Source organism: Streptomyces stoeckheimensis (genome assembly GCF_045822005.1).
In the GTDB taxonomy this organism is placed as follows: Bacteria; Actinomycetota; Actinomycetes; order Streptomycetales; family Streptomycetaceae; genus Streptomyces; species Streptomyces stoeckheimensis.
The window spans coordinates 1,746,632-1,768,343 of sequence record NZ_CP169550.1 but is presented as its reverse complement, the minus strand read 5'-3'; the positions used below and the strand labels follow the sequence as shown (position 1 = coordinate 1,768,343).

Sequence of the window (21,712 nt, the reverse complement as noted above, 5' to 3'; positions counted from 1 at the left end):
GGCTCCGATTGGCCCGATGTGATGACCCTTCAGTCGGTCGTACGGTCGTACGGGTGCTCAGAGCAGGCTGAGCTGGGTCGGCCCGGGCGCGGGCGTCGGCCCGTCCGGCCGCTCCGGTACGACGATCCGCCGGGCCGGTCCGCGGCCGCCGGGGCCGATGCCGAATTCGGCGGCGAGCTCGTGGACTTGGCGGGTGATCATCCGCTGGTACCAGGTGGGCGCGTACGAGCCGCCCGCGTACATCCGCGCGTACCGCTCGACCAGGTGGGGGTGGTGCTCGCCCAGCCAGGCCGTGAACCACTCGCGCGCCCCGGGGCGCAGATGGAGTACCAGGGGTGTCACGGAGGTCGCACCCGATTCGGCGACGGCCCGGACGGTGGCCCGCAGCTGCTCGGGGGAGTCGCCGAGGAAGGGGATCACCGGGGCCATGAGCACCCCGCACTCGATGCCGGCGTCGGTGAGGGTGCGGACGGCCTGCAGCCGGGCGGCGGGGGAGGGGGTGCCGGGCTCGACCGTGCGCCACAGGGCGGTGTCGGTGAAGCCGACGGACACGGAGATCCCGACGTCGGCGACGGCCGCGGCCTCCTGGATGAGGGGGAGGTCGCGCAGGATCAAGGTGCCCTTGGTGAGGATCGAGAAGGGATTGGCCCGCTCCCGCAGCGCCTCGATGATCCCGGGCATCAGGCGGTACCGGCCCTCGGCGCGCTGGTAGCAGTCCACGTTGGTGCCCATCGCGATGTGCGCGCCGGTCCAGCGGGGCGAGGCGAGCTCGCGGCGCACGAGCTCGGGGGCGTTGGTCTTGACGACGATCTGGGAGTCGAAGCCGATCCCGGTGTCGAGGTCGAGATATCCGTGCGTCTTGCGGGCGAAGCAGTACACGCAGGCGTGACTGCACCCCCGGTACGGGTTCACGGTCCACTCGAACGGCATCCGCGAGGCGCCGGGGACCCGGTTGACGATCGACCGGGCCCGGACCTCGTGGAACGTGATCCCGCGGAACTCTGGGGTGTCGAAGGTGCGGGTCACGACGGAGTCGGCGCCGAAGAGCGCGGCCGGGCCCGTGGGGCCCTCGGTCAGATTGTCCCAGCGCATGGTGCGCCTCCCTCGGTAGCTCGCCCCGAGAATAGAACATGTGTTCCCATGATCGTGCGGGGTGATGATCTGCTCGATCGCGCCGATGTCCGTGTGGGAGGTTCGCCGGATGGCAGGGATGAGCATCGTGGTGCGCCTCCCGGGCGAGGCCGGGGCCCAGCCGCCCGGGCTGGTGCGCCGGTGGCCCCCGGGAGGCGCTGGCCCTCGCCGAGGTCCGCGCCGAGGGGGCCGCCCTGGCCGGTGCGGCCTGGGGCCTGTGGCGGGAGCTCTCCGCCTGCCGTCCGCCGGCCGAACCGCAGTACGAGGTCTCGGACGAACCCTGGGCGAACCCCGACGAGTATCGGGCCCGGCTCCGCGAGTGGTCGCAGGCCCGGGCCGCCTTCGACGCCCAGCCGCTGGTCCTCGCCTACCGCGAGGGCGTGGCCGCCCTGAAGGCCGCACACCGGGGCTACGACCTGGGCGGCGGCATCCTCTACGAGGGCGCCGCCCACACGGTCGGCGCCCTCGGGCGGGAGGAGTTCGCGTCCGAGGAGACCGAGGCCCTGCCCTGGCACCCCTACGTGCTCACCCCCGGCGGCTGGTGGTACGGCGAGGACGAGCCCGTCCACGGCGCCTGCGAGGGCCCGGAGTCCTGCCCGCATCCCCCGCCCCTCCCGGAGCCGTCCCCGCGGGCCGTGTCGCGCTACCTGGAGGCGCTGCCCGGGGACACCCTCCCCGTCTCCGTGCGCTGCCATCTCTGACCCGGATTTGGGCGGCCGCCCCGGAGGTGGTTGGCTTCGCCGTGACGAGCGATCACAACTGCTGGAGGAAAGCCATGGCGCAGGTCGAGGCCACCACGGAACGCATCATCGGGGCGGACGCGGAGACCGTGTTCGACGCGCTGGCCGACTACACCGGGACCCGGGGCAAGCTGCTGCCCGAGCACTTCAGCGAGTACGAGGTGCGCGAGGGCGGCGACGGCGAGGGCACCCTCGTCCACTGGAAGCTCCAGGCCACGAGCAAGCGGGTCCGCGACTGCCTGCTGGAGGTCACCGAGCCCACCGACGGCCAGCTCGTGGAGAAGGACCGCAACTCCTCCATGGTCACCACCTGGACGGTCACCCCGGCGGGCGAGGGCAAGTCCAAGGCCGTCGTCACCACGGTGTGGAACGGCGCGGGCGGCATCGGCGGCTTCTTCGAGCGCACCTTCGCGCCCAAGGGTCTCGGTCGCATCTACGACGCTGTTCTGGCCAATCTGGCCACCGAAGTCGAGGGCTGAGCAAGGTCGTTGCCGGTGAGGCCGCAGGTCGGGCCTCACCGGATCGGGTGAACTGAGCTGCCCGCGCCTCGCGCCCCGTTGCCGGGGCCCGGGTCGCGGGCTTTCGTGCGGTCAGGCCAGGGAGAGGAACAGCTTCTCCAGCTCCGCCTCCGTGAGGGGCGCTTCCTGGCCGCCCTCGCCGTCCTCCCGGCACTGGCGCATGCCCGAGGCGATGATCTTGAACCCCGCCCGGTCCAGGGCCCTGGAGACCGCTGCCAGCTGGGTGATCACGTCCTTGCAGTCCCGGCCGCTCTCGATCATCGCGATCACTCCGGAGAGCTGACCCTGCGCCCGGCGCAGCCGGTTCAGCACCGCGGCCGACGCTTCCTCTTCCACCTTCACGGCGCCCGCCTTCTGTCGTTCCGATCCGCGAGTCCGTGCTCGCGTAGGCCCTCCACGATACCCGGACGGGTATGCGTCGAGAGGTGGCGGTCGGTTCGCTTTTGCAATTTCAATACCCCCCTGGGTATCGTCTACTCATCACCCGGATACCCCCGGGGGTGTCGAGGTCGAGTGAGGGGCAAGGGTGATCCCATGAAGGTCGTCGTCATCGGAGGAGTCGCGGCGGGCATGTCGGCCGCGGCGAGGCTCCGCCGCCTGGACGAGAAGGCGGAGATCGTCGTCCTGGAGCGCGGCGGGTACGTGAGCTTCGCCAACTGCGGTCTGCCCTATCACCTCGGCGGGGTCATCGAGGAGCGCGCGGACCTGCTGCTGCACACCCCCGACAGTCTCGCCCGCCGCTTCGCCCTCGATGTCCGGGTGCGCAACGAGGTCCTCTCCGTCGACCGCGAAGGACAGCTGGTGCGGGTACGCGACCTCGCCGACGGGCGGGTCTACGAGGAGAGCTGGGACCGGCTGGTCCTGGCCCCCGGCGCCCGCCCGGTGGTGCCCCCGGTGCCGGGCATCGAGCGGGCCCACACCCTGCGCGACATCGAGGATCTCGACGGCATCCTGGCCGCCCTGGCGGGCGGGGCCCGGACCGCCGTGGTGATCGGGGGCGGGTTCATAGGCGTCGAGGCCGCCGAGAACCTGCGCCACCGGGGCCTGGCCACCACCCTGGTCGAGGCCACCCCGCAGGTCCTGCCCCCGCTCGACCCGGAGATGGCCCAGCCGGTCGCCGCCGAGTTGCGGGCCCACCACGTGGACCTGCGGCTGGGCACCCGGGCCGTGCGGGTGCTGCCGCGGGAAGTGGAGCTCGCCGACGGCGACCGGGTTCCGGCCGATCTGGTGCTGCTCGCCGTCGGCGTCCGCCCCGAGACGGAACTCGCCGTGACGGCCGGGCTGGAGCTGGGCCCGCACGGCGGGATACGGGTGGACGGGGCGCTGCGCACCAGCGATCCCCGCATCCTCGCCGTGGGCGACGCGGCCGAGAAGACGCACGCGCACGGCGGCGGGACCCGGCTGATCCCGCTCGCGAACCTCGCCAACCGGCACGGCCGGATCGCCGCCGACACCCTCGCCGGGCGGACCGTCACGGCCGTGCCCGCGCAGGGCACCGCCATCGTGCAGGTCTTCGGTCTGACGGCGGCCGCGACCGGCCGGGCCGAGAAGGAGCTCCGGCGCGAGGACCGTCCGTACCGCACCCTGCACTTGCACGGCGGATCGCACGCCGGGTACTACCCCGGCGCCGCGCCGCTGTCGCTGAAACTCCTCTTCGATCCGCAGAGCCTGCGGATCCTCGGCGCCCAGGCCGTCGGCTCCGACGGAGTCGACAAGCGGATCGACGTACTGGCCACGGCGATGGCCGCCGGGCTCCCCGTGACCGCGCTCGCGGACCTCGAACTGGCCTACGCGCCCCCGTACGGCTCCGCCAAGGATCCCGTCAACCTGCTGGGCTACCTCGCCGACAACCTGCTGACCGGCACCACCCCGACGGTCCAGTGGGACGCGGGCGACGGCGGCCACGGCGGCCACGGCCTCCCGGTCGACGTACGGACCAAGGCCGAGCACGAGCGCGGGCACCTGCCCGGCTCGGTGCACATCCCGCTGGACGAGCTGCGCGACCGCATCGGCGAGCTGCCCGCGGACCGGCCGCTCACCGTCTACTGCCAGGGCGGGCAGCGTGCGCACACCGCGGTCCGGCTGCTGCGCAACCTCGGCCTGGATGCCGTGAACCTCGACGGCGGGTGGCTCACCTGGTCGGCCGGTACCGCCGCGGCGGCCGCCTGACGCACCCGGCCCGCCGGACGTCCGCCCCGCCGCCCGTCGCCCGCCGCCTCGCCCGCCGCCCCGCCGGCCGCTCCGCCGTCTCCCGACCCGCTTCCCCACCGAAGGAACCCCCATGGCATCCGTACCCGCCGTTGAGATCGCCCCCGCCGAAGCCCGCGCCCGGCTCTCCGAGTTCACCGTCATCGACGTGCGCACCCCGGCGGAGTTCGCGGGCGGGCACCTGCCCGGCGCCCGCAACGTTCCGCTGGACCGGATGCCCTCGGCCCTGAAGGAACTGCGGACCGGGCAGGCCGCGCTGCTCGTCGTCTGCGCCTCCGGCGCCCGGTCGGCCCAGGCGTGCCGGACACTGGCCGGGCACGGCCTGACCGCGCGTTCGCTGTCCGGGGGCACCTCGGCCTGGCAGCGGGCGGGCGGCGCACTGGAAAGGCCCGAGGGGGTCGGCCGGGGCGCCGCGCCCTGGGCGATGGACCGTCAGGTCCGGCTGGCCGCGGGCACCCTGGTCCTGGCGGGACTGGCCGGCGGGCTCCTCCACCCGGCCGCCCTGCTGCTGTCCGCCGGGGTGGCGGCCGGCCTGGTGTTCTCCGCGCTCTCGGACACCTGCACCATGGGCTCACTGCTGGCCCGGCTGCCGTACAACAGGCGCTGATCCGGGTCCGGATGCGGGGCGCGCGGCGCGCCCGGAGTGACGGCCCCGAGGTCCGGCAGGGGTCGGAGGGCTAGGGTGGGGCCCCAGCGCAACCGACCGCCCGGGGGCCCGATGAAGATCCTCATCTCCGCCGACATGGAAGGCGCCACCGGCGTCACCTGGCCCGCCGACGTGCTGCCCGGGACCCCGCAGTGGGAACGCTGCCGGACCCTGTTCACCTCCGACGTGAACGCCGCCGTCCTCGGGTTCTACGACGCCGGGGCGGATCAGGTCCTCGTCAACGAGGCCCACTGGACCATGCGCAACCTGCTGCTGGAGCGGCTCGACGCCCGCGTCGAGATGCTGACCGGCCGCCACAAGTCCCTCTCCATGGTCGAGGGCGTCCAGTACGGGGACGTCGACGGCATCGCCTTCGTCGGCTATCACACGGGCGCCGGCGCCGAGGGCGTGCTCGCCCACACCTACCTCGCCAACTCCATCACCGGGGTCTGGGTCAACGGGACCCGCGCCAGCGAGGGACTGCTCAACGCACACGTGGTCGCCGAGTACGGGGTCCCGGTCGTCCTGGTCACCGGAGACGACCTGACCTGCGCCGACGCCGCCGGCTACGCCCCGGACGCGCTGACGGTCGCCGTCAAGGACCACGTTTCGCGCTACGCCGCCGTCTGCCGCACCCCGGCCCGTACGGCCGCCGACATCCGGGCCGCCGCCAAGGAGGCCGCCGCCCTCGCCGTCCGGTACGAACCGGTACGGGGCGGGCCGTTCGCGGTGGAGGTCGAGTTCGACGCCGAGCACCTGGCGATGGCCGCCACGGTGGTGCCCGGAGTCGAGCGCTCGGGCGAGCGTAGGGTCGGGTACACCAGCGGGACGATGTACGAGGGGATCCGGACCTTCAAGGCGGTCACGACGATCGTCTCGGCAGCGGTGGAGGAGCAGTATGGCTGACATGTCCGAGCAGGGCGCCGGTGTCGGTGTCACCGGTACGCCCGTCGACTGCGTTGATGGCGTGGCGCTCGACGAGGCCGTCGAGTTCACCTCCGGCCTGATCCGCATCGACACCACGAACCGCGGCGGCGGCGACTGCCGGGAACGCCCGGCCGCCGAGTACGTCGCCGAGCGGCTGGCCGCCATCGGCCTGGAGCCCGCGCTGCTGGAGCGCACCCCGGGCCGCACCAACGTGGTGGCCCGGATCGCGGGCACCGACCCCACCGCCCCCGCCCTCCTGGTCCACGGCCACCTCGACGTGGTCCCGGCCGAGGCCGCCGACTGGAGCGTGGACCCCTTCTCGGGCGAGGTCCGCGACGGGGTGGTCTGGGGCCGCGGCGCCGTCGACATGAAGAACATGGACGCGATGGTGCTGGCCGTCGTACGGGCCTGGGCGCGGGCCGGCGTCAGACCCCGGCGGGACATCGTGATCGCCTACACCGCCGACGAGGAGGACAGCGCGATCGACGGCTCGGGCTTCCTCGCCGACCACCACCCCGAGCTCTTCGAAGGCTGTACCGAGGGCATCAGCGAATCCGGGGCCTTCACCGTGCACGCCGCCCCCGGACAGGCCCTCTACCCGATCGCCGCCGGCGAGCGCGGCACCGCATGGCTGAAGCTCACCGCGACCGGCACCGCCGGACACGGCTCCAAGCCCAACCGGGCCAACGCGGTCAGCCGGCTCGCCGCCGCGGTCGCCCGCATCGGCGAGCACGACTGGCCGGTCCGCCTCACCGACACCGTCACCGCCTGCATCACCGAACTCGCCGCCCTCCAGGGGATGTCGGTGAACCCGAGGGCCCCCGAATTCCAGCTCGACCAGATCCTCAACAAGCTCGGTCCGGCCGGCGCCCTCGTCGAGGCGACCGTCCGCAACAGCGCCAACCCGACCATGCTCAGCGCCGGTTACAAGCTCAACGTCATCCCGGGCACCGCCACCGCGTACGTGGACGGGCGGATGCTGCCCGGCGGCGAGGCCGAGTTCATCGCCACCCTCGACGAACTCACCGGCCCCGACGTGCACTGGGAGTTCCACCACCGCGAAGTGGCCCTCGAAGCCCCCGTGGACGGGCGGACGTACGGGATCCTGCGCGAGTCCGTCGAGGCCTTCGACCCCGAGGGACACGTGGTGCCCTTCTGCATGGCGGGCGGCACCGACGCCAAGCAGTTCTCCCGGCTCGGCATCACCGGCTACGGCTTCTCCCCGCTCAAGCTGCCCCCCGGCTTCGACTACTGGTCCCTCTTCCACGGAGTGGACGAGCGGGTGCCCGTCGACGCCCTGCACTTCGGGGTCCGCGTCCTCGACCGAGCCCTGCGCGCACTGTGAAGACCCCGCGCGGCGACGGAACCGCCCCCTACGGCAGCTGGCCCTCGCCGATCGGCGCCGGGCTCGCCGCCTCCCTCGACGGAAGGCCGGAGTACGTCGGCGCGATCGGCGCCGAGGTGTGGTGGACGGTGCCCCGGCCGGCCGAAGGCGGCCGTCGCGCCCTGGTCCGCCGGCCCGCGGACGGCGGGCCCGCGGCCTGTGCGCTGCCCGCGCCGTGGAACGTGCGCAGCCGGGTCACCGAGTACGGCGGCCTGCCCTGGGCGGGCGCCGAACGGCCCCTGGGCGGCCCGCTGGTGGTCTTCGTCCACTTCGCCGACCAGCGGCTGTACGCGTACGAGCCGGACGCACCCGGCGGCCCGGCGCCGCGGCCCCTGACTCCCGTCTCGGTGGTCGGCGGCGGGCTGCGCTGGGCCGACCCGGTGCTGCGGGACGGCGAAGTCTGGTGCGTGCTGGAGGAGTTCACCGGAACTGCGCCGACCGATGTGCGCCGCGTACTGGCCGCCGTACCGCTGGACGGGTCTGCCGCGGAAGACCGCTCCCTCGTCAGGGAGTTGACCGACGACCGGTACCGGTTCAGCACCGGGCCCCGGATCTCCCCGGACGGGCGGCAGGCGGCCTGGCTGGTGTGGGACCACCCCCGGATGCCGTGGGACGGCACCGAGCTCAGGCTCGCCGAGGTCACCCCGGACGGCCGGCTCGCGAAGCCCCGTACCGTGCTCGGCGGACCGGAGGAGGCCGTCGCCCAGGTCGAGTGGACCACCGGCGGAAGCCTCCTCGCGGTGAGCGACCGGGGCGGCTGGTGGAACCCGTACCGGGTGGACCGGGAGACGGGCGAGGCCGTCAACCTCTGCCCCAGGGAAGAGGAGTTCGGCGGCCCGCTGTGGAAGTCCGGGCTGCGCTGGATCGCGGCGCTCCCCGACGGGCTCGTCGCCGTGCTGCACGGCCGGGGCTCCTCGGTGCTCGGCGTGCTCGACCCGGAGAGCGGGGACCTGGTCGACGCGGCCGGGCCGTGGACGGCCTGGCAGCCCACGCTCGCCGTCAGCGGCAGCCGGGTCTACGGGGTCGCGGCCAGCCCGCGCAGCGCGTACGAGGTGGTGGAGCTGGACACGGCCACCGGGCACGCCCGGGTGGTGGGCGGCCGCGGCTCACCGGAGGCGGGCGACCGGGCGGACCCCGCGTACTACCCGGAGCCGCAGAGCAGGACCTTCTTCGGCCGGGGAGGCCGGGAGATCCACGCCCACGTCTACCCGCCGCACCACCCTGTGCTGCGCGCCCGGGCCGACGAGCTGCCCCCGTACGTGGTGTGGGCGCACGGTGGCCCCACCGACCACGTGCCGCCCGTACTCGACCTGCACATCGCCTACTTCACCTCGCGCGGCATCGGCGTCGTCGAAGTCAACTACGGGGGCTCCACGGGCTACGGCCGCGCCTACCGGGAACGGCTGCGCGAACAGTGGGGCGTCGTCGACGTCGAGGACTGCGCCGCCGTGGCGCGGGCCCTCGCCGCCGAGGGCACCGCCGATCCGGACCGGCTCGCGATCCGGGGCGGCAGCGCGGGCGGCTGGACGGCCGCGGCCTCGCTGGCGTCCACCGACCTGTACGCCTGCGCGGCGATCATCTACCCGGTCCTGGACCTGACCGGCTTCGCCGCCGAGACCCACGACCTGGAGTCCCGCTACATCGACGGCCTCGCCGGACCGCCGCAGACCCTGGCCCTGCGCAGCCGCGAGCGCTCCCCGGTGGCCCGCGCCGACCGGATCACCGCGCCGTTCGTCCTGCTCCAGGGCCTGGACGACCCGGTCTGCCCGCCCGCGCAGGCGGAGCGGCTGCTGGCCGCGATGCGCGGGCGCTCGGTGCCCCACGCGTACGTGGCCTTCGAGGGCGAGGGGCACGGCTTCCGGCGTGCGGACACGATGGTCCGGGCGCTGGAGGCGGAGCTGTCGCTGTACGCGCAGGTGTTCGGGTTCGAGCGGGCGGACATCCCCCGTTTGGCCCTGTCCGACTGAGCCCCCGGGACGCCGCGGCCGGACGATGGGACCATGAGCTCCCACACGTCCAAGGGCAGCGGCAAGGGCCGCGCGCAGATCACCCCGGGGCGCGCGGGCATCGCGGCGCTCGCGGTGCTCACCCTGGTGTTCATCTTCGAGAACACCCGCCCCACCAAGATCCGGCTGCTGATCCCGCAGGTGACGATGCCGCTGTACGTCGCCCTGCTGATCGCGGCGGTGCTGGGCGGACTGTGCGGGGTCTACTTCGCCCGGCGGCGCAAGCAGCGGGCCCCGTAGGCCCCGTACGCCCCGCAGCCCCGTAGGGCCGCAGCCCCGTACGCCCCGCCGAGCCCGTAGCCGGTCCGTGGCGGGGGGCCGGGACGGCGGTCAGCCCGAGTGGACCCAGACCCGCAGCGGGCCGATGGCCGTGAAGCCGTGGCGCAGCGCCGTGTCGAGGTCGTCCCCCGACTCGTAGCCCACGAGCGCCAGGCCGGGCCAGAGCGAGGCCGTCAGGGTCAGCGCGCCCGCCCAGGCCTCGTCGTCCGGGGTGCCTTCGGCGGTGAACACGTTGGAGATGCCGACCACCTCGCCGGTGCGGTTGGCAGCGGCCCCGGCGAGGATCCGGCCCTCGGCGTCCCGCCCCGCGAGGAAGGCGATCTCCTCGGTCTTCTCCGTAGCCCCTGCACCCCGTGCGTCCCGCGCATCCCCCGTGAGCAGCCCCGGGTGGAACAGGCCGGTGCTCTCCTCGCCGTCCCAGGCCGTCTCCCACGCCTCCAGCTCCGCGGGACCGGAGATCCGGCTCCACGTCAGGGCGGGGGCCGGGGCGGCGGCGGGAGCGGAGGCCGGGCGGTGGATCCACTCGGCGCCGAAGAGGACCTCGAAGCCGTCCGGAGCCAGGTCGAGCACGGCGAAGCTGTCCTTGACCGAGGCGTGCGGCGCGCCGGTGTCGATCCCGCCGAGCAGGGCGGCCGTGTCGGTGTCCCGGGTGAGGGTCACGGCGTCCGGGTAGTAGAGCGGGGTCGGGCGGGGGCTGCTCCAGGCCTGGGCGGTGAAGCCGCCGTCGCGGCAGACTGCGGCGCACCACGCGGCGTTGTTGTACGCGGCCGCGAGGAGGAGCTCTTCGGTGTTCGGGGTGATGATCACATCGGGATCCTGCCACAGGCCCTAGCCTGGGGCGATGGCGTATTTTCCGTACCTCGCCGAGGGTGATCGGATCGGGCTGCGGCCCTACCGGCACACTGACGGCGCCGAGTTCACCGCCCGGGTGCGCGAGAGCCGGGAGCTCCACCACCCGTGGCTGTCGCCGCCCGAGACGGTGGAGGCCTACGAGGCGTACGCCGCCCCGCTGATCACCGGCGCGACCGGGGGCGCGGCCGCGGCCGCCGCGACGGGCAGGACCGGATTCCTCGTGTGCGAGCGGGAGTCGGGCGCGATCGCCGGCTTCGTCAACGTCAACAACATCGTCCTCGGCGCCTTCCGCTGCGGCGCGCTCGGCTACGGGGCCTTCGCCCACGCGGCGGGCCGGGGGCTGATGCGGGAGGCGCTCGGCCTGGCCGTCGGCCACGCCTTCGCCGCGGACGGTCTCGCACTGCACCGGCTGGAGGCCAACATCCAGCCGGGAAACGCCGCCTCGATCGCCCTCGTCCGAGGGCTCGGCTTCCGGCTGGAGGGGCTGTCGCCGGACTTCCTCCACGTCAAGGGCGCCTGGCGGGACCACGAACGGTGGGCGATCACGGCCGAAATGCCATGTCCCGGGGTCCCGCATCGCACAGGATGAGTGCATGCGAACCCTCGTGCTCCTCGACGCACCGTCCAACCTCGGGCTCCGCCCCCCGGCCCCGGGCGCCGTTCCCGGCGTGTACAAGCTGGCCGGGGCCCTGCGGGAACAGGGCCTGCTGGCCCGCCTCGGCGCGCGCGAGGGCGGGGTGGTCGTCCCGCCGCGCTACGACCGGGGCGACTGGAAGGAGGGGGACGGGGTGTTCCACGCCGGGCCCCTCGCCGCGTACACCGTCGCCCTCGCCGACCGGATCGAGGACCACCTGCGCTCCGGGGAGTTCCCCGTCGTGCTCGGCGGCGACTGCTCCATCCAGCTCGGCGCGTCCCTGGCCATGCGGCGCCTCGGCCGGTACGGCATCGCCGCGATCGACGGGTCCGCCGACTTCCGGCACCCCGGCAACGAGGCCGTCAACGGGCCCGTGGGCGCGGCCGGCGGCGAGGAACTGGCGCTCGCCACCGGCCGCGGCCAGGCGGACCTCGCCGACCTGGAGGGTCTCGGGCCCTACGTGCGCGACGAGGACGTCCGGCTCTTCGGGCTGCGCGACGGGGACCCGGACCTCCCCGAGCTCCGCGCCGCCGGCATCTTCGCCGCCACGGTCGGGGCGATCCGCGACCGCGGCGCCGGGCCGGTGGCCCGTACCGCGCTGACCGGGCTGCAGCCCCCGGCCACCGCCGGGTTCTGGGTCCACCTGGACGCCGACGTACTGGACCCGTCCGTGATGCCGGCCGTCGACAGCCCCGACCCCGGTGGCCTGATCCCCGACGAACTCGCCGAACTGCTCGGGGTGTTGATCAGTTCCCCGCGCTGCGTCGGGCTCAACGTCACCATCTACGACCCGGACCTGGACCCGGACGGGCGGGCCGGAGCCCTGCTCGCTGACCTGGTGGCGGGGGCCTTCGGCTAGGCGGTGTCTTTCGGATCGAGCCCGGCCCGATCCGAAGGACACCCCCTCGCCCTGCCCGGCGGTCGTGATCGGGGTTAGACCCCGATCGCGCCGTCGATGCGCTCGCGCAGCAAGTCCGCGTGGCCGTTGTGGCGCGCGTACTCTTCGATCATGTGGACCAGGACCCAGCGCAGCGGGACCTCGCCCAGCCACCCGTCCTTCCCGGACACCTCCAGGTCGGGCGCCGACTCCGTGAACCGCTCTGCGAAGGCCACCTCCGCCCGCCACGCCTCCCACGCCCGCTCGACCACCGCGGGATCGGACACCGCCCCGTCGAAGTCACCGTCGGGATCGTCCGGCGAGGAGAACAGGGCCGGGGCGTCCTGCGCGGCCAGCACCCGCCGGAACCAGCGGCGCTCCACGTCCGCGAGGTGACGTACCAGCCCGAGCAGCGACAGTGTGGACGGCTCCACCGACCGCTCGGCCAACTCCGCCCCCAGGCCCGAGCACTTGAGCTCCAGCGTCGCGCGCTGCGCCGCCAACATCCCGGCGAGCATGTCCCGTTCGCCGGCGTTCACATGCGCGGTGATCCGGCTCTCCGTCGCCTCCCCGCCGAACAATTGTCCCCGTCTGCTCCGTACGCTCATGGACCTCATTGTCGATCACCGGCCCACGCCCCACCAGGCTTTGCGTAATCCTGACCGGTGGTGATCCGCCGAATCCCTGTGCACCGGCGGCCTTGGCGTGTTCCATTTCCTCATGGCCACCACCGTCCGCCGCTCCGTACTGACCCTCCCCGCAGCCCCGCTGGGCCCCGAGAACCCACTGCCCGCCCTCCGCGAGTCCGACGGCGTGCACACGCTGGACGAGCGCTCGCGCGAGGGCCTGCCGCGCGACATGGCACGCCAGATCGGGTACGAACCACTGCGCTCGCTGCTCCCCGTCCGGATCCGGGACGGCTACCAACGGCAGCGCACCGAGCGGGACTTCGAGACGATCGTCATCGAGAACGCGCACCTGCGCGTCACCGTCCTGCCCGGCCTCGGCGGCCGGATCCATTCGCTCGTCCACCTCCCGACCGGACGCGAACTGCTCTACCGCAACCCGGTGTTCCAGCCCGCGAACTTCGCCCTGAACGGCGCCTGGTTCTCCGGCGGCATCGAGTGGAACCTCGGCGCCACCGGCCACACCACCCTCTCCTGTGCACCGCTGCACGCGGCGCTCGTCCCGGCGCCCGACGGGGGAGTGATGGTGCGGCTCTGGGAATGGGAGCGGCTGCGCGACCTGCCCTTCCAGGTCGACCTGTGGCTGCCCGAGGACTCGGAGTTCCTCTACGTCGGCGTCCGCGTGCGCAACCCGCACGAGCGGCCCGCCCCCGTCTACTGGTGGTCCAACATCGCCGTGCCCGAGGAGGCCGGCACCCGTGTCCTGGCCCCGGCCGACGAGGCCTGGCACTTCGGGTACGAACGCTCCCTGCGCCGCATCCCCGTACCGGGATGGGAGGGCGCGGACCGTACGTACCCGCTGCGCAGCACGTACCCCGCCGACTTCTTCTACGAGGTCGAGGCCGGGACCCGGCCCTGGATCGCCTCCCTCGACGCCGACGGCCGGGGACTCGTCCAGACCTCGACGGCCCGGCTGCGCGGCCGCAAGCTCTTCGTCTGGGGCGCGGGCGAGGGCGGCCGGCGCTGGCAGGAGTGGCTGACCGAGCCCGGCACGGGCGGGTACGCGGAGATCCAGGCCGGGCTCGCCCGGACGCAGCTGGAGCACGTACGTCTTGAGGCGGGCGCGGAGTTCAGCTGGCTGGAGGCCTACGGGGCCCTGTCCGCGGACCCCGTCGCCGTGCACGGGGACGACTGGGCGGCGGCCCGCACCGCGGCGGGCACGGCGCTGGAGTCCGCGCTGCCCGGTCCGGCCGTGGACGCGGCGTACGAGGCGTGGCGCGGGTGCGCCGACACCGAACCGGGGGAGCGGCTGGCGGCAGGCTCCGGCTGGGGCGCTCTCGAGGTGCTGTGCGGGGGCCACAAACTGCCCGGCACCCCCTTCGCCGAGGACACCCTCGGCGAGGACCAGGCCCCCTGGCTGGAGCTGTGGCGCAGCGGGGTCTTCCCCACCCCGCGCCGGGTGACTCCGCCCGGCCCGAGCCTGGTCGCCCCGCACTGGCGGGACATGCTGGAGACGGCCCAGGCGGACCCGCTGACCGAGTACCACCTCGGGGTCGCCCAGTGGCACGCCGGGGACATCGCCCAGGCGGTACGCAGCTGGGAGCGCGGGCTGGCGCTGGCCCCCTCGCGCTGGCCGCTGCTGCGGTGCCTGGCGGTCGCCGACGACCTGGCCGGCGACCCGGCCCGGGCGGCCCGCTGGTACGCCGAGGCCTTCGAGGACCTGACCCAGGAGAGCCGGGGCGGCGCGAGCTGGCTGGCCGCAGAATCGGCGCTGGGCCGGGAGGCGCTGGCCTCCCTGCTGGCGGCGGGGCTGCTGCCGGAGGCCCGCGCGGTGTGGGACCGGCTGCGCCCCGCACTGCGGGAGGAGGGCCGCTTCGGCTGTCGGCGGCCCGGCTGCTCGCGGCGGAAGGCCATGTGGGCGCGGCCCGCCGGGTCTTCGAGGAGGGCTTCGAACTGCCCGACCTCCGCGAGGGCGAGGAGATCCTCTCGGAGGTCTGGTCCACCCTCACGGACCGCCCGCTCCCGGCCGCGTACAACTTCCGGATGCGCCCGCCGGGGGACTAAAGGTTGTTGCAGAACATCCGTGATGGGGCATTCCTCTTGTATGGGTGGGGTGTTGCGGGCTGAGCAGGTATGGGTGGAGACGTTCACGGGCTTGCGGATCGACCGGTTCGTGAAGCTGGTGAAGGTGGTGCGGGAGCGGGGCGGAAACGGGCCCGGCGGGGCCGTCCTGGTGCCTGCCGCTGCCCGACCGGGTGCTTGCTGGTGGCCGTGTACTACCGCACGAACCTGACCATGAGGCAGCTCGCTCCGCTCTTCGGGATCTCCCCGGCCACCGTCTGCCGGGTGATCAACAAGCTCGGCCCGCTCCTCGCGCTGGAGCCGGCACCGCGGCCCGTCGCCGACGTCGAACGGTTGTGGATCGTGGACGGAACCTTGATCCCCGTTCGCGACCGCACGGTTGGTGCCTCGTCGAGGAACTACCGGTTTTCGGCGAACGTGCAGGTCATCATCGACGCGGACAGCCGTCTGGTCGTCGCGAGCGCCCGCCCGGCACCGGGCAACAAGGCCGACGCCCACGTCTGGCGGGAGTCTGACCTGCCCGTCGCAGCGGCCGGGACGACGGTCATCGCGGACGGCGCCTACCTGGGCACCGGGCTGATCGTCCCGCACCGAGACGAGCAGGACGCCCTCTCCTGCGCGGCCAGGAGGAGGACAACACCGAACACCGACGGGTCCGAGCCCGCGTCGAGCACACCTTTCGCCCGGGAACCTGTCCTGGACGAGGGCGGATACGAGATCGTCCGCCGTGACACCACCCGCCGCGAACACGACGTGACCGTCGAGACCGGCACGGACCGCATCGCGGGCGACCTCACCAAGTGACTAGCCGCCCGCGCTTCCTTCATGGTCTCGACGAACCGCACGGGTGGCGAGCGGCGTGGGCGGACGTGGTTAGGGCATGCCGGGGGCGAGCAGCGTGGCGAAGGGGATCACGTTGGCCCCGGTGATGAGGCTGGAGATGCCCGCCCTTTCCACGGATTCCTCTTCATCCGACAATTTTCCCTTGGAATTGAAGGAGCTGATCACGACGGAGGACGAGGGGCCGCGTTCGCTGAGCTCTTTGAAGGCGCTGACATAGCGCGGCCTTCGTGTCACGTTGATGAGGTTGTTGTTGAAGCGGAGGCGTCCGTGATGCATTACGTAGTCGTTGCACCCCCCGGCCGGACAGTCGAAGAACCGGTCGGTTCCCTCTTTCCAGGAATAGATCGTCTCTTGGAACGTGCTGTCGACTCTTCCTCGGTCGGCCCTGAGGAGGATGACGCCGACGGCGGACGCGATCGCGTCATAATTCGCGTCCTTGGGGATCTGGACCATCGTCCTCTGTCCCCGGGTGTCGCCGGGGTTGATGCGGAGGCCAGGGCTGATGAACGGGCCCATTAGCAGTGTCCTGTGCGTCATCGTCTTGACGTGCATCTCGGTGTCGATGTCCTGCTCGGCGTCCGTCCTCCATTCCCCTTGTTCGAGTACGGATTTTTCCTTGTCGTACTCCGACGTGCGGCCGGCGATACGGAAGCCCGCCATCATCACGTAGGCCGGGACCGCTCCTGTGTTCTTGATGTGCATCTCGACGGGCAGATAGATGATGGGATTCCGGGGATCGAGGGTGGCCTTTCCGTAGGTGAATTTGATGTCAAAGGTGAGGTTGGTCGATGCGGGCTGGTAGATGGCCGAGTACGCAAAATTCGCCGACGCGAGAAGGGCGGTGGTGCTCAGCCCCACGGTGAAACCCTTGGGGTGGGGGATTCCCTCCCAGGGGCGCTGACGCCAGAGCACCCACAAGGCCCACAGTGCCCAGAGGGAGATCGGCACGAAGGCCCTCAGGTAGGGCGTGTACTCGCGCTCTTGGGCCCACATGAGGAGGAAGACGCTCTCGGTGGCGACCGCGATCAGCACACCGACCAGTACCAGGGCGCCGGAGTACCTCAGCTTCCGCTTGCCCCAGTAGTCGAAAGCGGCCGCTGCCGCGACTCCCTGGACGGCGCCCGCGAACATGAACAGGAAACCGGTGATCCGCCCGGCGAAGGTGAGCCCTCCGAAGGCGTCCACCCGGCCGACGTCGACGAGCAGGACCATGGAGGCGAGCAGACCGGCGGTCATGACGGCGATGACCGTGCGGCGGCGCCGCGGGCGGTCGGGCCACATGTCGCTGCCGCCCTCGCGCCAGATGACGCGGGAGCGGTCGGTCAGGTCCGTGTCCCCAGGGAGGCCCGCCCGGCGGAGCTGGTTGCGGAGGTCCTGCAGCGACCACGCACTTCCGGCCGGGGAACCATCGACGGTCACCGCGCGCAAGCCCCGGATGTCCGGTGGGTGGACGATCACGGTGGGCTGCTTGGCCATGCAGCCAGGATCGTGTCCGCGGCGCGCCCGCGCATGCCGGGTTACTCCGTAGGTCGGCTCCGGGCGGCGGCTGCTAGCGGGCGTAGGTGCGGATGCGGTAGCGCAGGCCGGTCACCGAGGACTGCCAGCCGCCGTCCTCGGCGACGGTCCACGCCGGGTCCAGCTCCGGGGCGTGGGTATCGCCGACCACCTGCGTGTCGACCTCGGTCACCGAGAGCATGACGGCGTGGGCCAGCGCGGCACGGTAGACCTCTCCGCCGCCGATCACCCAGCACGCGGCGGCGGGGGCTGCCGCGTCGGGCCGCGCCGCGGCGGCCAGCTCCAGGGCCTCGTCGATGGACCCGGCGCGCTCCGCGCCCTCCGCGGCCCATGCGGGATCACGCGTCACGACGATGTTGCGCCGTCCCGCGAGCGGACGGAACCGCGCCGGGAGCGAATCCCAGGTCTTGCGGCCCATGACCACCGGATGCCCGAGGGTGGTGGCCTTGAAGTGGGCCATGTCCTCGGGCAGCCGCCAGGGAATCCCGTTGTCCGCGCCGATGACGCCGTCGGAGCTCTGCGCCCAGATCAGCCCGACGCTCATGCCGGTGTCCGCCGTGGTGTCGGTGACGACGGCCGTACGGGTGTCCGTACCGGCGGTGGTGTCGAGGTTCATACCGCGACCGGAGCCTTGATGGCCGGGTGGTGCTGGTAGCCGGCCACCTTCACGTCGCCGTAGGCGTAGTCGAAGAGCGAGTCGGCCTGGTGCAGCTTCAGCTCGGGGAACTCGAACGGGGTCCGCGAGATCTGCTCGGTGACCTGCTCGACGTGGTTGTCGTAGATGTGGCAGTCGCCGCCGGTCCAGATGAAGTCGCCCGGCTCCAGTCCGGCCTGCTGGGCCACCATGTGGGTGAGCAGGGCGTAGCTGGCGATGTTGAACGGCACGCCGAGGAACAGGTCCGCGCTGCGCTGGTACAGCTGGCAGGAGAGCTTGCCGTCGGCCACGTAGAACTGGAAGAAGGCGTGGCACGGCGCGAGTGCCATCTTGGACAGCTCGGAGACGTTCCAGGCGGAGACGATCATCCGGCGGGAGTCCGGGTCGCGGCGCAGCGTGTCCAGGACCTCGGTGATCTGGTCGATGTGCTGCCCGTCCGGGGTGGGCCAGGAGCGCCACTGGGCGCCGTAGACCGGTCCGAGGTCGCCGTTCTCGTCGGCCCACTCGTCCCAGATCGTCACGCCGTGCTCCCGCAGCCAGCCGACGTTGGACTCGCCGCGCAGGAACCACAGCAGCTCGTACACGATCGACTTGAGGTGCACCTTCTTGGTGGTGACCAGGGGGAACCCCTGCGAGAGGTCGTAACGCAGTTGGTGCCCGAAGACACTCCGGGTGCCGGTGCCCGTCCGGTCGGCCTTGGCCGTTCCGGAGGTGAGCACCAGCTTCAACAGGTCTTCGTACTGGGTATCCGCCACGGGCACCGAGTCTACTGGGCTGCCGCCCGGGGTCCGGTCAGCCGGGGTGGGCCGGCCGGCCGGTCAGCCGGTCACCACGCCGTCGGTGAGCAGGCCGGCCAGGACCGCCTCGCCGACCGCCACGACGGCCGTCTGGGGGCGGAGCATCACGGTGATCTCGTCGATCAGGCCCTCGGGCGTGAGGTGCAGCATGTCGATGCCGTGCACCTGCCGCTCGCCCACGGTGGTCCGGAACGGCAGCACGGTCGCCGGCCCCTCCGTTCCCTCCGCCCCGAACGGGACGCCGGCGGACTGGACGCTGCCGTCGAAGTGGCCGACGTAGTGGAAGCCCTCGAACGTGCGCAGCAGCACGCGGAAGAGGGCCAGTACCGCCGGCTTGCCCTCGAACGGCTTCGACTTCACCGGGCTGTTGAGCCGGACGTCGTCGGTGAACAGCGCGTCCAGCGCGGCGAGGTCATGGCCGGCGACGGCGGCGCGGAAACGGTCGGCCGTGCTGGTGGCGCTGCTCATGAGGGCTCCTTGATAGTCACCGATGTGATTAGTCAGTTTCTTGACTATCATGGCCGGGCGTTCCTGAGAAGACGCTGCCGCGCACGATCCCGAGGAGACCGACCGATGGCTTTGCGCCACGCCGTACTGGCGGCGCTGCTCGACGAGGAGCTGAGCGGCTACCAGCTGGCCAAGGCGTTCGGCACGGGCGTGGCCAACTTCTGGCACGCCCTGCCCCAGCAGCTCTACACCGAGCTGGCCAGGCTGGAGCGGGAAGGCTTCATCGCGGGCCGCGAGGTGGTCCAGGACACCCGGCCGAACAAGCGGCTGTTCCAGGTCACCGACGCCGGACTGGCCGAGCTGGAGCGCTTCACCGCCGCCGAGACGAAGCCCTGCGTCATCCGCGACGACCTGCTCGTGAAGGTCCAGGCGGCCGAGCACGTCGACACGCAGGCGCTCATCGCGCAGCTCGCGGAGCGGACCGCCTTCGCGACGGCCAAGGCGGAGCTGTTCGAGGAGCTGCTGCGCTCGATGCGCGGCGAGCGCACGGAGGAGGAGTTCCTGCGCCACGGCGCACGGATCGGCCCCTACCTCACCTGCATGCGCGGCTTGGAGTTCGAGCGGGCCAACCGGGCCTGGTACGAGCGCACCACGATCATTCTGAGCGAGAGGCGGGCATCCCGTGGAGAGCAGTGAGCAGCGACGGCCGACCCGGTACGTGGCTCTCGGCGACAGTCAGAGCGAGGGCGTGGGCGACGGGGACGACCGCACCGGGCTGCGCGGGTGCGCCGACCGGCTCGCCGAGCTGATCGCGGTGCACGAGCCCGATGTCCTCTACGCCAACCTGGCCGTCCGGGGCCGCCTGGCGGCAGGGGTCCGCGAGGGGCAGCTCGGGCCGGCCCTGGCGCTCCGCCCCGACCTGGCCACCGTGGTCGCCGGGGTCAACGACGTGCTGCGGCCCAAGTTCGACGCCGACGAGGTCGCCGGGCACCTGGAGGCGATGTTCGCCGCGCTCACCGCGCAGGGCGCCCGCGTCGCCACCGTCACCTTCCCCGACATCGCCAAGCTCGTCCCGCTCGCCAAGGGGGCGGCCCCGCGCGTCACCGCGCTGAACGACCGGATACGGCGGGCGGCGGAGCGGCACGGGGTGGCCGTCGCGGACTTCGCCCGCCACGAGGCCTCCACCGACCCGCGGATGTGGAGCGCGGACCGGCTGCACGCGGCGCCGTCCGGCCACGCGATGATCGCCGCCGGTGTCGCGCACGCCCTGGGGCTGCCCGGCAGCGACGACGGCTGGACCCGCCCGCTGCCCGGCCCGCCGCCCCTCGCCCCGGCGGGCCTGCGGGGCGTCGCCGGGGAGTTGCGGTGGGCCGTGGGCTTCGCCGGGCCCTGGATCGGGCGGCGGCTGCGCGGACGCTCCTCCGGAGACGGCCGCACGGCCAAGCGGCCCGAGCTGCTCCCCGTACGCCTGGCGGCCTGACGGGCGCGTCCGCCGGGGTCAGGCGCGGCAGATGATCTCGCCGTGCAGCACCGAGAACCAGGCGTCCGGTTCCGCGCCCCAGGTGTGCCAGGCCTCGGCGGCGGCCGACAGCTGCGCCCGCGTCGCGTGTCCGCCTTCGGTCGCGATCCCGGCGTAGGCCGAGGCCGTCGTACGGTCCGCCCACAGCGAGGACCACCAGGCGGCCTCCTCCTCGGTCGCGTAGCACCACGAGGTCGCCGTGCAGGTCACGTCCGTGAAGCCCGCCGCCCGCGCCCACGCGCGCAGGCGGCGTCCGGCGTCCGGCTCGCCGCCGTTGGCGCGCGCCACCCGCCGGTACAGGTCCAGCCACTCCTCCAGCCCCGGAGTCGCGGGGTACCAGGTCATCGCCGCGTAGTCCGCGTCCCGCGCCGCGACGATCCCGCCCGGCCGGCACACCCGGCGCATCTCGCGCAGCGCCTGGACCGGATCGCCCACGTGCTGCAGCACCTGGTGGGCGTGGACCACGTCGAAGGAGTCGTCGGGGAAGTCCAGCGCGTGGACGTCGGCCGTGGCGAACTCGATGGTGGTCAGGCCGCGTTCCTTCGCGTACGCGGCGGCCTGGTCGACCACGTCCGGCGCCGCGTCCACCGCGGTGACCCGGCCCTGCGGACCCACCAGCTCCGCCAGGTCCGCCGTGATCGTGCCCGGGCCGCAGCCCACGTCCAGGACGGCCATCCCCGGGCGCAGTGCGCCGATCAGGTAGGCGGCGGAGTTCTCGGCGGTGCGCCAGCGGTGCGAGCGCAGTACCGACTCGTGGTGTCCGTGGGTGTAGACCGCGGTCTCGTGCGCGGCTTCCGTGGCGGCGGTGGCATCCGTGGCGTCCGTGGCGTTCATGAACTGGGCTCCTTCGTCGTCGAAGTGCTGTCGAGGCGTTGGATTCACCGTAAGGGATCAGTTCGTCATTTGAGATATGCGTATTGACATGTGGACACCATCCTTGTGCGTCAAGGGCGTTGGGTGAACGGGTGGCAGGTGGGGGCGGGTGCGAGGACAGTGAATCCGGGGGAACGAAGGACGGTGAGATCC

21 protein-coding genes and 2 pseudogenes are annotated in these 21,712 nt (G+C 72.8%); 14 read left to right on the top strand and 9 right to left on the bottom strand.

Annotated elements, in window-relative coordinates; all coding sequences use genetic code 11:
* Window positions 1-57 precede the first annotated feature (57 nt).
* The gene (locus tag ACE1OC_RS08355; protein WP_407836466.1) at window positions 58-1,092 is read right to left on the bottom strand and encodes an Rv2578c family radical SAM protein; all 1,035 of its coding nucleotides are present in this window, start codon (window positions 1,090-1,092) and stop codon (window positions 58-60) included.
* Window positions 1,093-1,511: 419 nt separating this feature from the next.
* On the opposite strand from ACE1OC_RS08355, the gene ACE1OC_RS08350 reads away from it, so the two are divergent.
* A complete protein-coding gene (locus tag ACE1OC_RS08350; RefSeq protein WP_407836465.1) occupies window positions 1,512-1,832 on the top strand; it encodes a hypothetical protein in 321 nt (106 codons plus the stop codon).
* A gap of 74 nt (window positions 1,833-1,906) precedes the next feature.
* The gene (locus ACE1OC_RS08345; protein ID WP_250753902.1) at window positions 1,907-2,350 is read left to right on the top strand and encodes an SRPBCC family protein; all 444 of its coding nucleotides are present in this window, start codon (window positions 1,907-1,909) and stop codon (window positions 2,348-2,350) included.
* A gap of 111 nt (window positions 2,351-2,461) precedes the next feature.
* On the opposite strand, the gene ACE1OC_RS08340 is transcribed toward ACE1OC_RS08345, so the two are convergent.
* On the bottom strand, window positions 2,462-2,731 hold the full coding sequence (locus ACE1OC_RS08340; protein ID WP_250753899.1) for a metal-sensitive transcriptional regulator: 270 nt from the start codon (window positions 2,729-2,731) through the stop codon (window positions 2,462-2,464).
* A 192-nt stretch (window positions 2,732-2,923) separates the two neighbouring features.
* Here ACE1OC_RS08340 and ACE1OC_RS08335 point away from each other — a divergent pair, with 192 nt between their 5' ends.
* The 6 genes from ACE1OC_RS08335 to ACE1OC_RS08310 all read left to right on the top strand — a co-directional run bounded on the left by ACE1OC_RS08335 (window position 2,924) and on the right by ACE1OC_RS08310 (window position 9,800).
* Window positions 2,924-4,558: an FAD-dependent oxidoreductase gene (locus tag ACE1OC_RS08335; RefSeq protein WP_407836464.1), complete on the top strand. Its 1,635-nt coding sequence runs from the start codon at window positions 2,924-2,926 to the stop codon at window positions 4,556-4,558.
* A gap of 112 nt (window positions 4,559-4,670) precedes the next feature.
* Entirely contained in the window at window positions 4,671-5,204 is a 534-nt protein-coding gene (locus tag ACE1OC_RS08330; protein WP_407836463.1) for a rhodanese-like domain-containing protein, read from the top strand.
* A gap of 111 nt (window positions 5,205-5,315) precedes the next feature.
* The gene (locus tag ACE1OC_RS08325; protein WP_407836462.1) at window positions 5,316-6,149 is read left to right on the top strand and encodes a M55 family metallopeptidase; all 834 of its coding nucleotides are present in this window, start codon (window positions 5,316-5,318) and stop codon (window positions 6,147-6,149) included.
* Window positions 6,142-7,515, top strand: a complete 1,374-nt coding sequence (locus ACE1OC_RS08320; RefSeq protein ID WP_407836461.1) for a M20/M25/M40 family metallo-hydrolase — start codon at window positions 6,142-6,144, stop codon at window positions 7,513-7,515. Before ACE1OC_RS08325 ends, ACE1OC_RS08320 begins: the two co-directional genes overlap by 8 nt.
* On the top strand, window positions 7,512-9,521 hold the full coding sequence (locus ACE1OC_RS08315; protein WP_407836460.1) for a prolyl oligopeptidase family serine peptidase: 2,010 nt from the start codon (window positions 7,512-7,514) through the stop codon (window positions 9,519-9,521). Before ACE1OC_RS08320 ends, ACE1OC_RS08315 begins: the two co-directional genes overlap by 4 nt.
* 33 nt (window positions 9,522-9,554) lie before the next feature.
* The gene (locus ACE1OC_RS08310; RefSeq protein WP_407836459.1) at window positions 9,555-9,800 is read left to right on the top strand and encodes a DUF1049 domain-containing protein; all 246 of its coding nucleotides are present in this window, start codon (window positions 9,555-9,557) and stop codon (window positions 9,798-9,800) included.
* 90 nt (window positions 9,801-9,890) lie between these two features.
* Here the strand turns inward: ACE1OC_RS08310 and ACE1OC_RS08305 are convergent, their stop codons facing one another.
* Window positions 9,891-10,646, bottom strand: a complete 756-nt coding sequence (locus ACE1OC_RS08305) for a hypothetical protein (RefSeq protein ID WP_407836458.1) — start codon at window positions 10,644-10,646, stop codon at window positions 9,891-9,893.
* 34 nt (window positions 10,647-10,680) lie between these two features.
* On the opposite strand from ACE1OC_RS08305, the gene ACE1OC_RS08300 reads away from it, so the two are divergent.
* The gene (locus tag ACE1OC_RS08300) at window positions 10,681-11,280 is read left to right on the top strand and encodes a GNAT family N-acetyltransferase (RefSeq protein WP_407836457.1); all 600 of its coding nucleotides are present in this window, start codon (window positions 10,681-10,683) and stop codon (window positions 11,278-11,280) included.
* Between the two features lie 4 nt (window positions 11,281-11,284).
* On the top strand, window positions 11,285-12,184 hold the full coding sequence (locus ACE1OC_RS08295; RefSeq protein ID WP_407836456.1) for an arginase family protein: 900 nt from the start codon (window positions 11,285-11,287) through the stop codon (window positions 12,182-12,184).
* A 74-nt stretch (window positions 12,185-12,258) separates the two neighbouring features.
* Here ACE1OC_RS08295 and ACE1OC_RS08290 read toward each other — a convergent pair whose 3' ends face one another.
* Window positions 12,259-12,810: a DinB family protein gene (locus tag ACE1OC_RS08290; protein ID WP_407836455.1), complete on the bottom strand. Its 552-nt coding sequence runs from the start codon at window positions 12,808-12,810 to the stop codon at window positions 12,259-12,261.
* Window positions 12,811-12,922: 112 nt separating this feature from the next.
* Here ACE1OC_RS08290 and ACE1OC_RS08285 point away from each other — a divergent pair.
* Together ACE1OC_RS08285 and ACE1OC_RS08280 are read left to right on the top strand one after the other, a co-directional pair.
* Window positions 12,923-14,892 (top strand): annotated as a pseudogene (locus ACE1OC_RS08285) (DUF5107 domain-containing protein).
* Between the two features lie 40 nt (window positions 14,893-14,932).
* A pseudogene (locus ACE1OC_RS08280) lies at window positions 14,933-15,584 on the top strand (transposase family protein); the annotation flags it as partial.
* A 199-nt stretch (window positions 15,585-15,783) separates the two neighbouring features.
* Here ACE1OC_RS08280 and ACE1OC_RS08275 read toward each other — a convergent pair.
* From ACE1OC_RS08275 to ACE1OC_RS08260, 4 genes are all read right to left on the bottom strand, one after another.
* Entirely contained in the window at window positions 15,784-17,229 is a 1,446-nt protein-coding gene (locus ACE1OC_RS08275) for a hypothetical protein (RefSeq protein ID WP_407836454.1), read from the bottom strand.
* A gap of 73 nt (window positions 17,230-17,302) precedes the next feature.
* Complete coding sequence (locus ACE1OC_RS08270; RefSeq protein ID WP_407841509.1) at window positions 17,303-17,812, bottom strand: dihydrofolate reductase; 510 nt, start codon at window positions 17,810-17,812, stop codon at window positions 17,303-17,305.
* A 68-nt stretch (window positions 17,813-17,880) separates the two neighbouring features.
* The gene (locus tag ACE1OC_RS08265) at window positions 17,881-18,678 is read right to left on the bottom strand and encodes a thymidylate synthase (protein WP_407836453.1); all 798 of its coding nucleotides are present in this window, start codon (window positions 18,676-18,678) and stop codon (window positions 17,881-17,883) included.
* Window positions 18,679-18,741: 63 nt separating this feature from the next.
* A complete protein-coding gene (locus tag ACE1OC_RS08260) occupies window positions 18,742-19,188 on the bottom strand; it encodes a nuclear transport factor 2 family protein (protein WP_266962527.1) in 447 nt (148 codons plus the stop codon).
* Window positions 19,189-19,293: 105 nt separating this feature from the next.
* On the opposite strand from ACE1OC_RS08260, the gene ACE1OC_RS08255 reads away from it, so the two are divergent.
* Both ACE1OC_RS08255 and ACE1OC_RS08250 read left to right on the top strand, forming a co-directional pair.
* On the top strand, window positions 19,294-19,863 hold the full coding sequence (locus ACE1OC_RS08255; RefSeq protein WP_407836452.1) for a PadR family transcriptional regulator: 570 nt from the start codon (window positions 19,294-19,296) through the stop codon (window positions 19,861-19,863).
* Window positions 19,850-20,647 (top strand): SGNH/GDSL hydrolase family protein, encoded by a 798-nt coding sequence (locus tag ACE1OC_RS08250; RefSeq protein ID WP_407836451.1) that lies wholly within the window; start codon window positions 19,850-19,852, stop codon window positions 20,645-20,647. The genes ACE1OC_RS08255 and ACE1OC_RS08250 overlap by 14 nt, the downstream gene beginning before the upstream one ends.
* A gap of 18 nt (window positions 20,648-20,665) precedes the next feature.
* On the opposite strand, the gene ACE1OC_RS08245 is transcribed toward ACE1OC_RS08250, so the two are convergent.
* Complete coding sequence (locus ACE1OC_RS08245) at window positions 20,666-21,520, bottom strand: class I SAM-dependent methyltransferase (protein ID WP_407836450.1); 855 nt, start codon at window positions 21,518-21,520, stop codon at window positions 20,666-20,668.
* Between the last annotated feature and the right edge of the window lie 192 nt (window positions 21,521-21,712).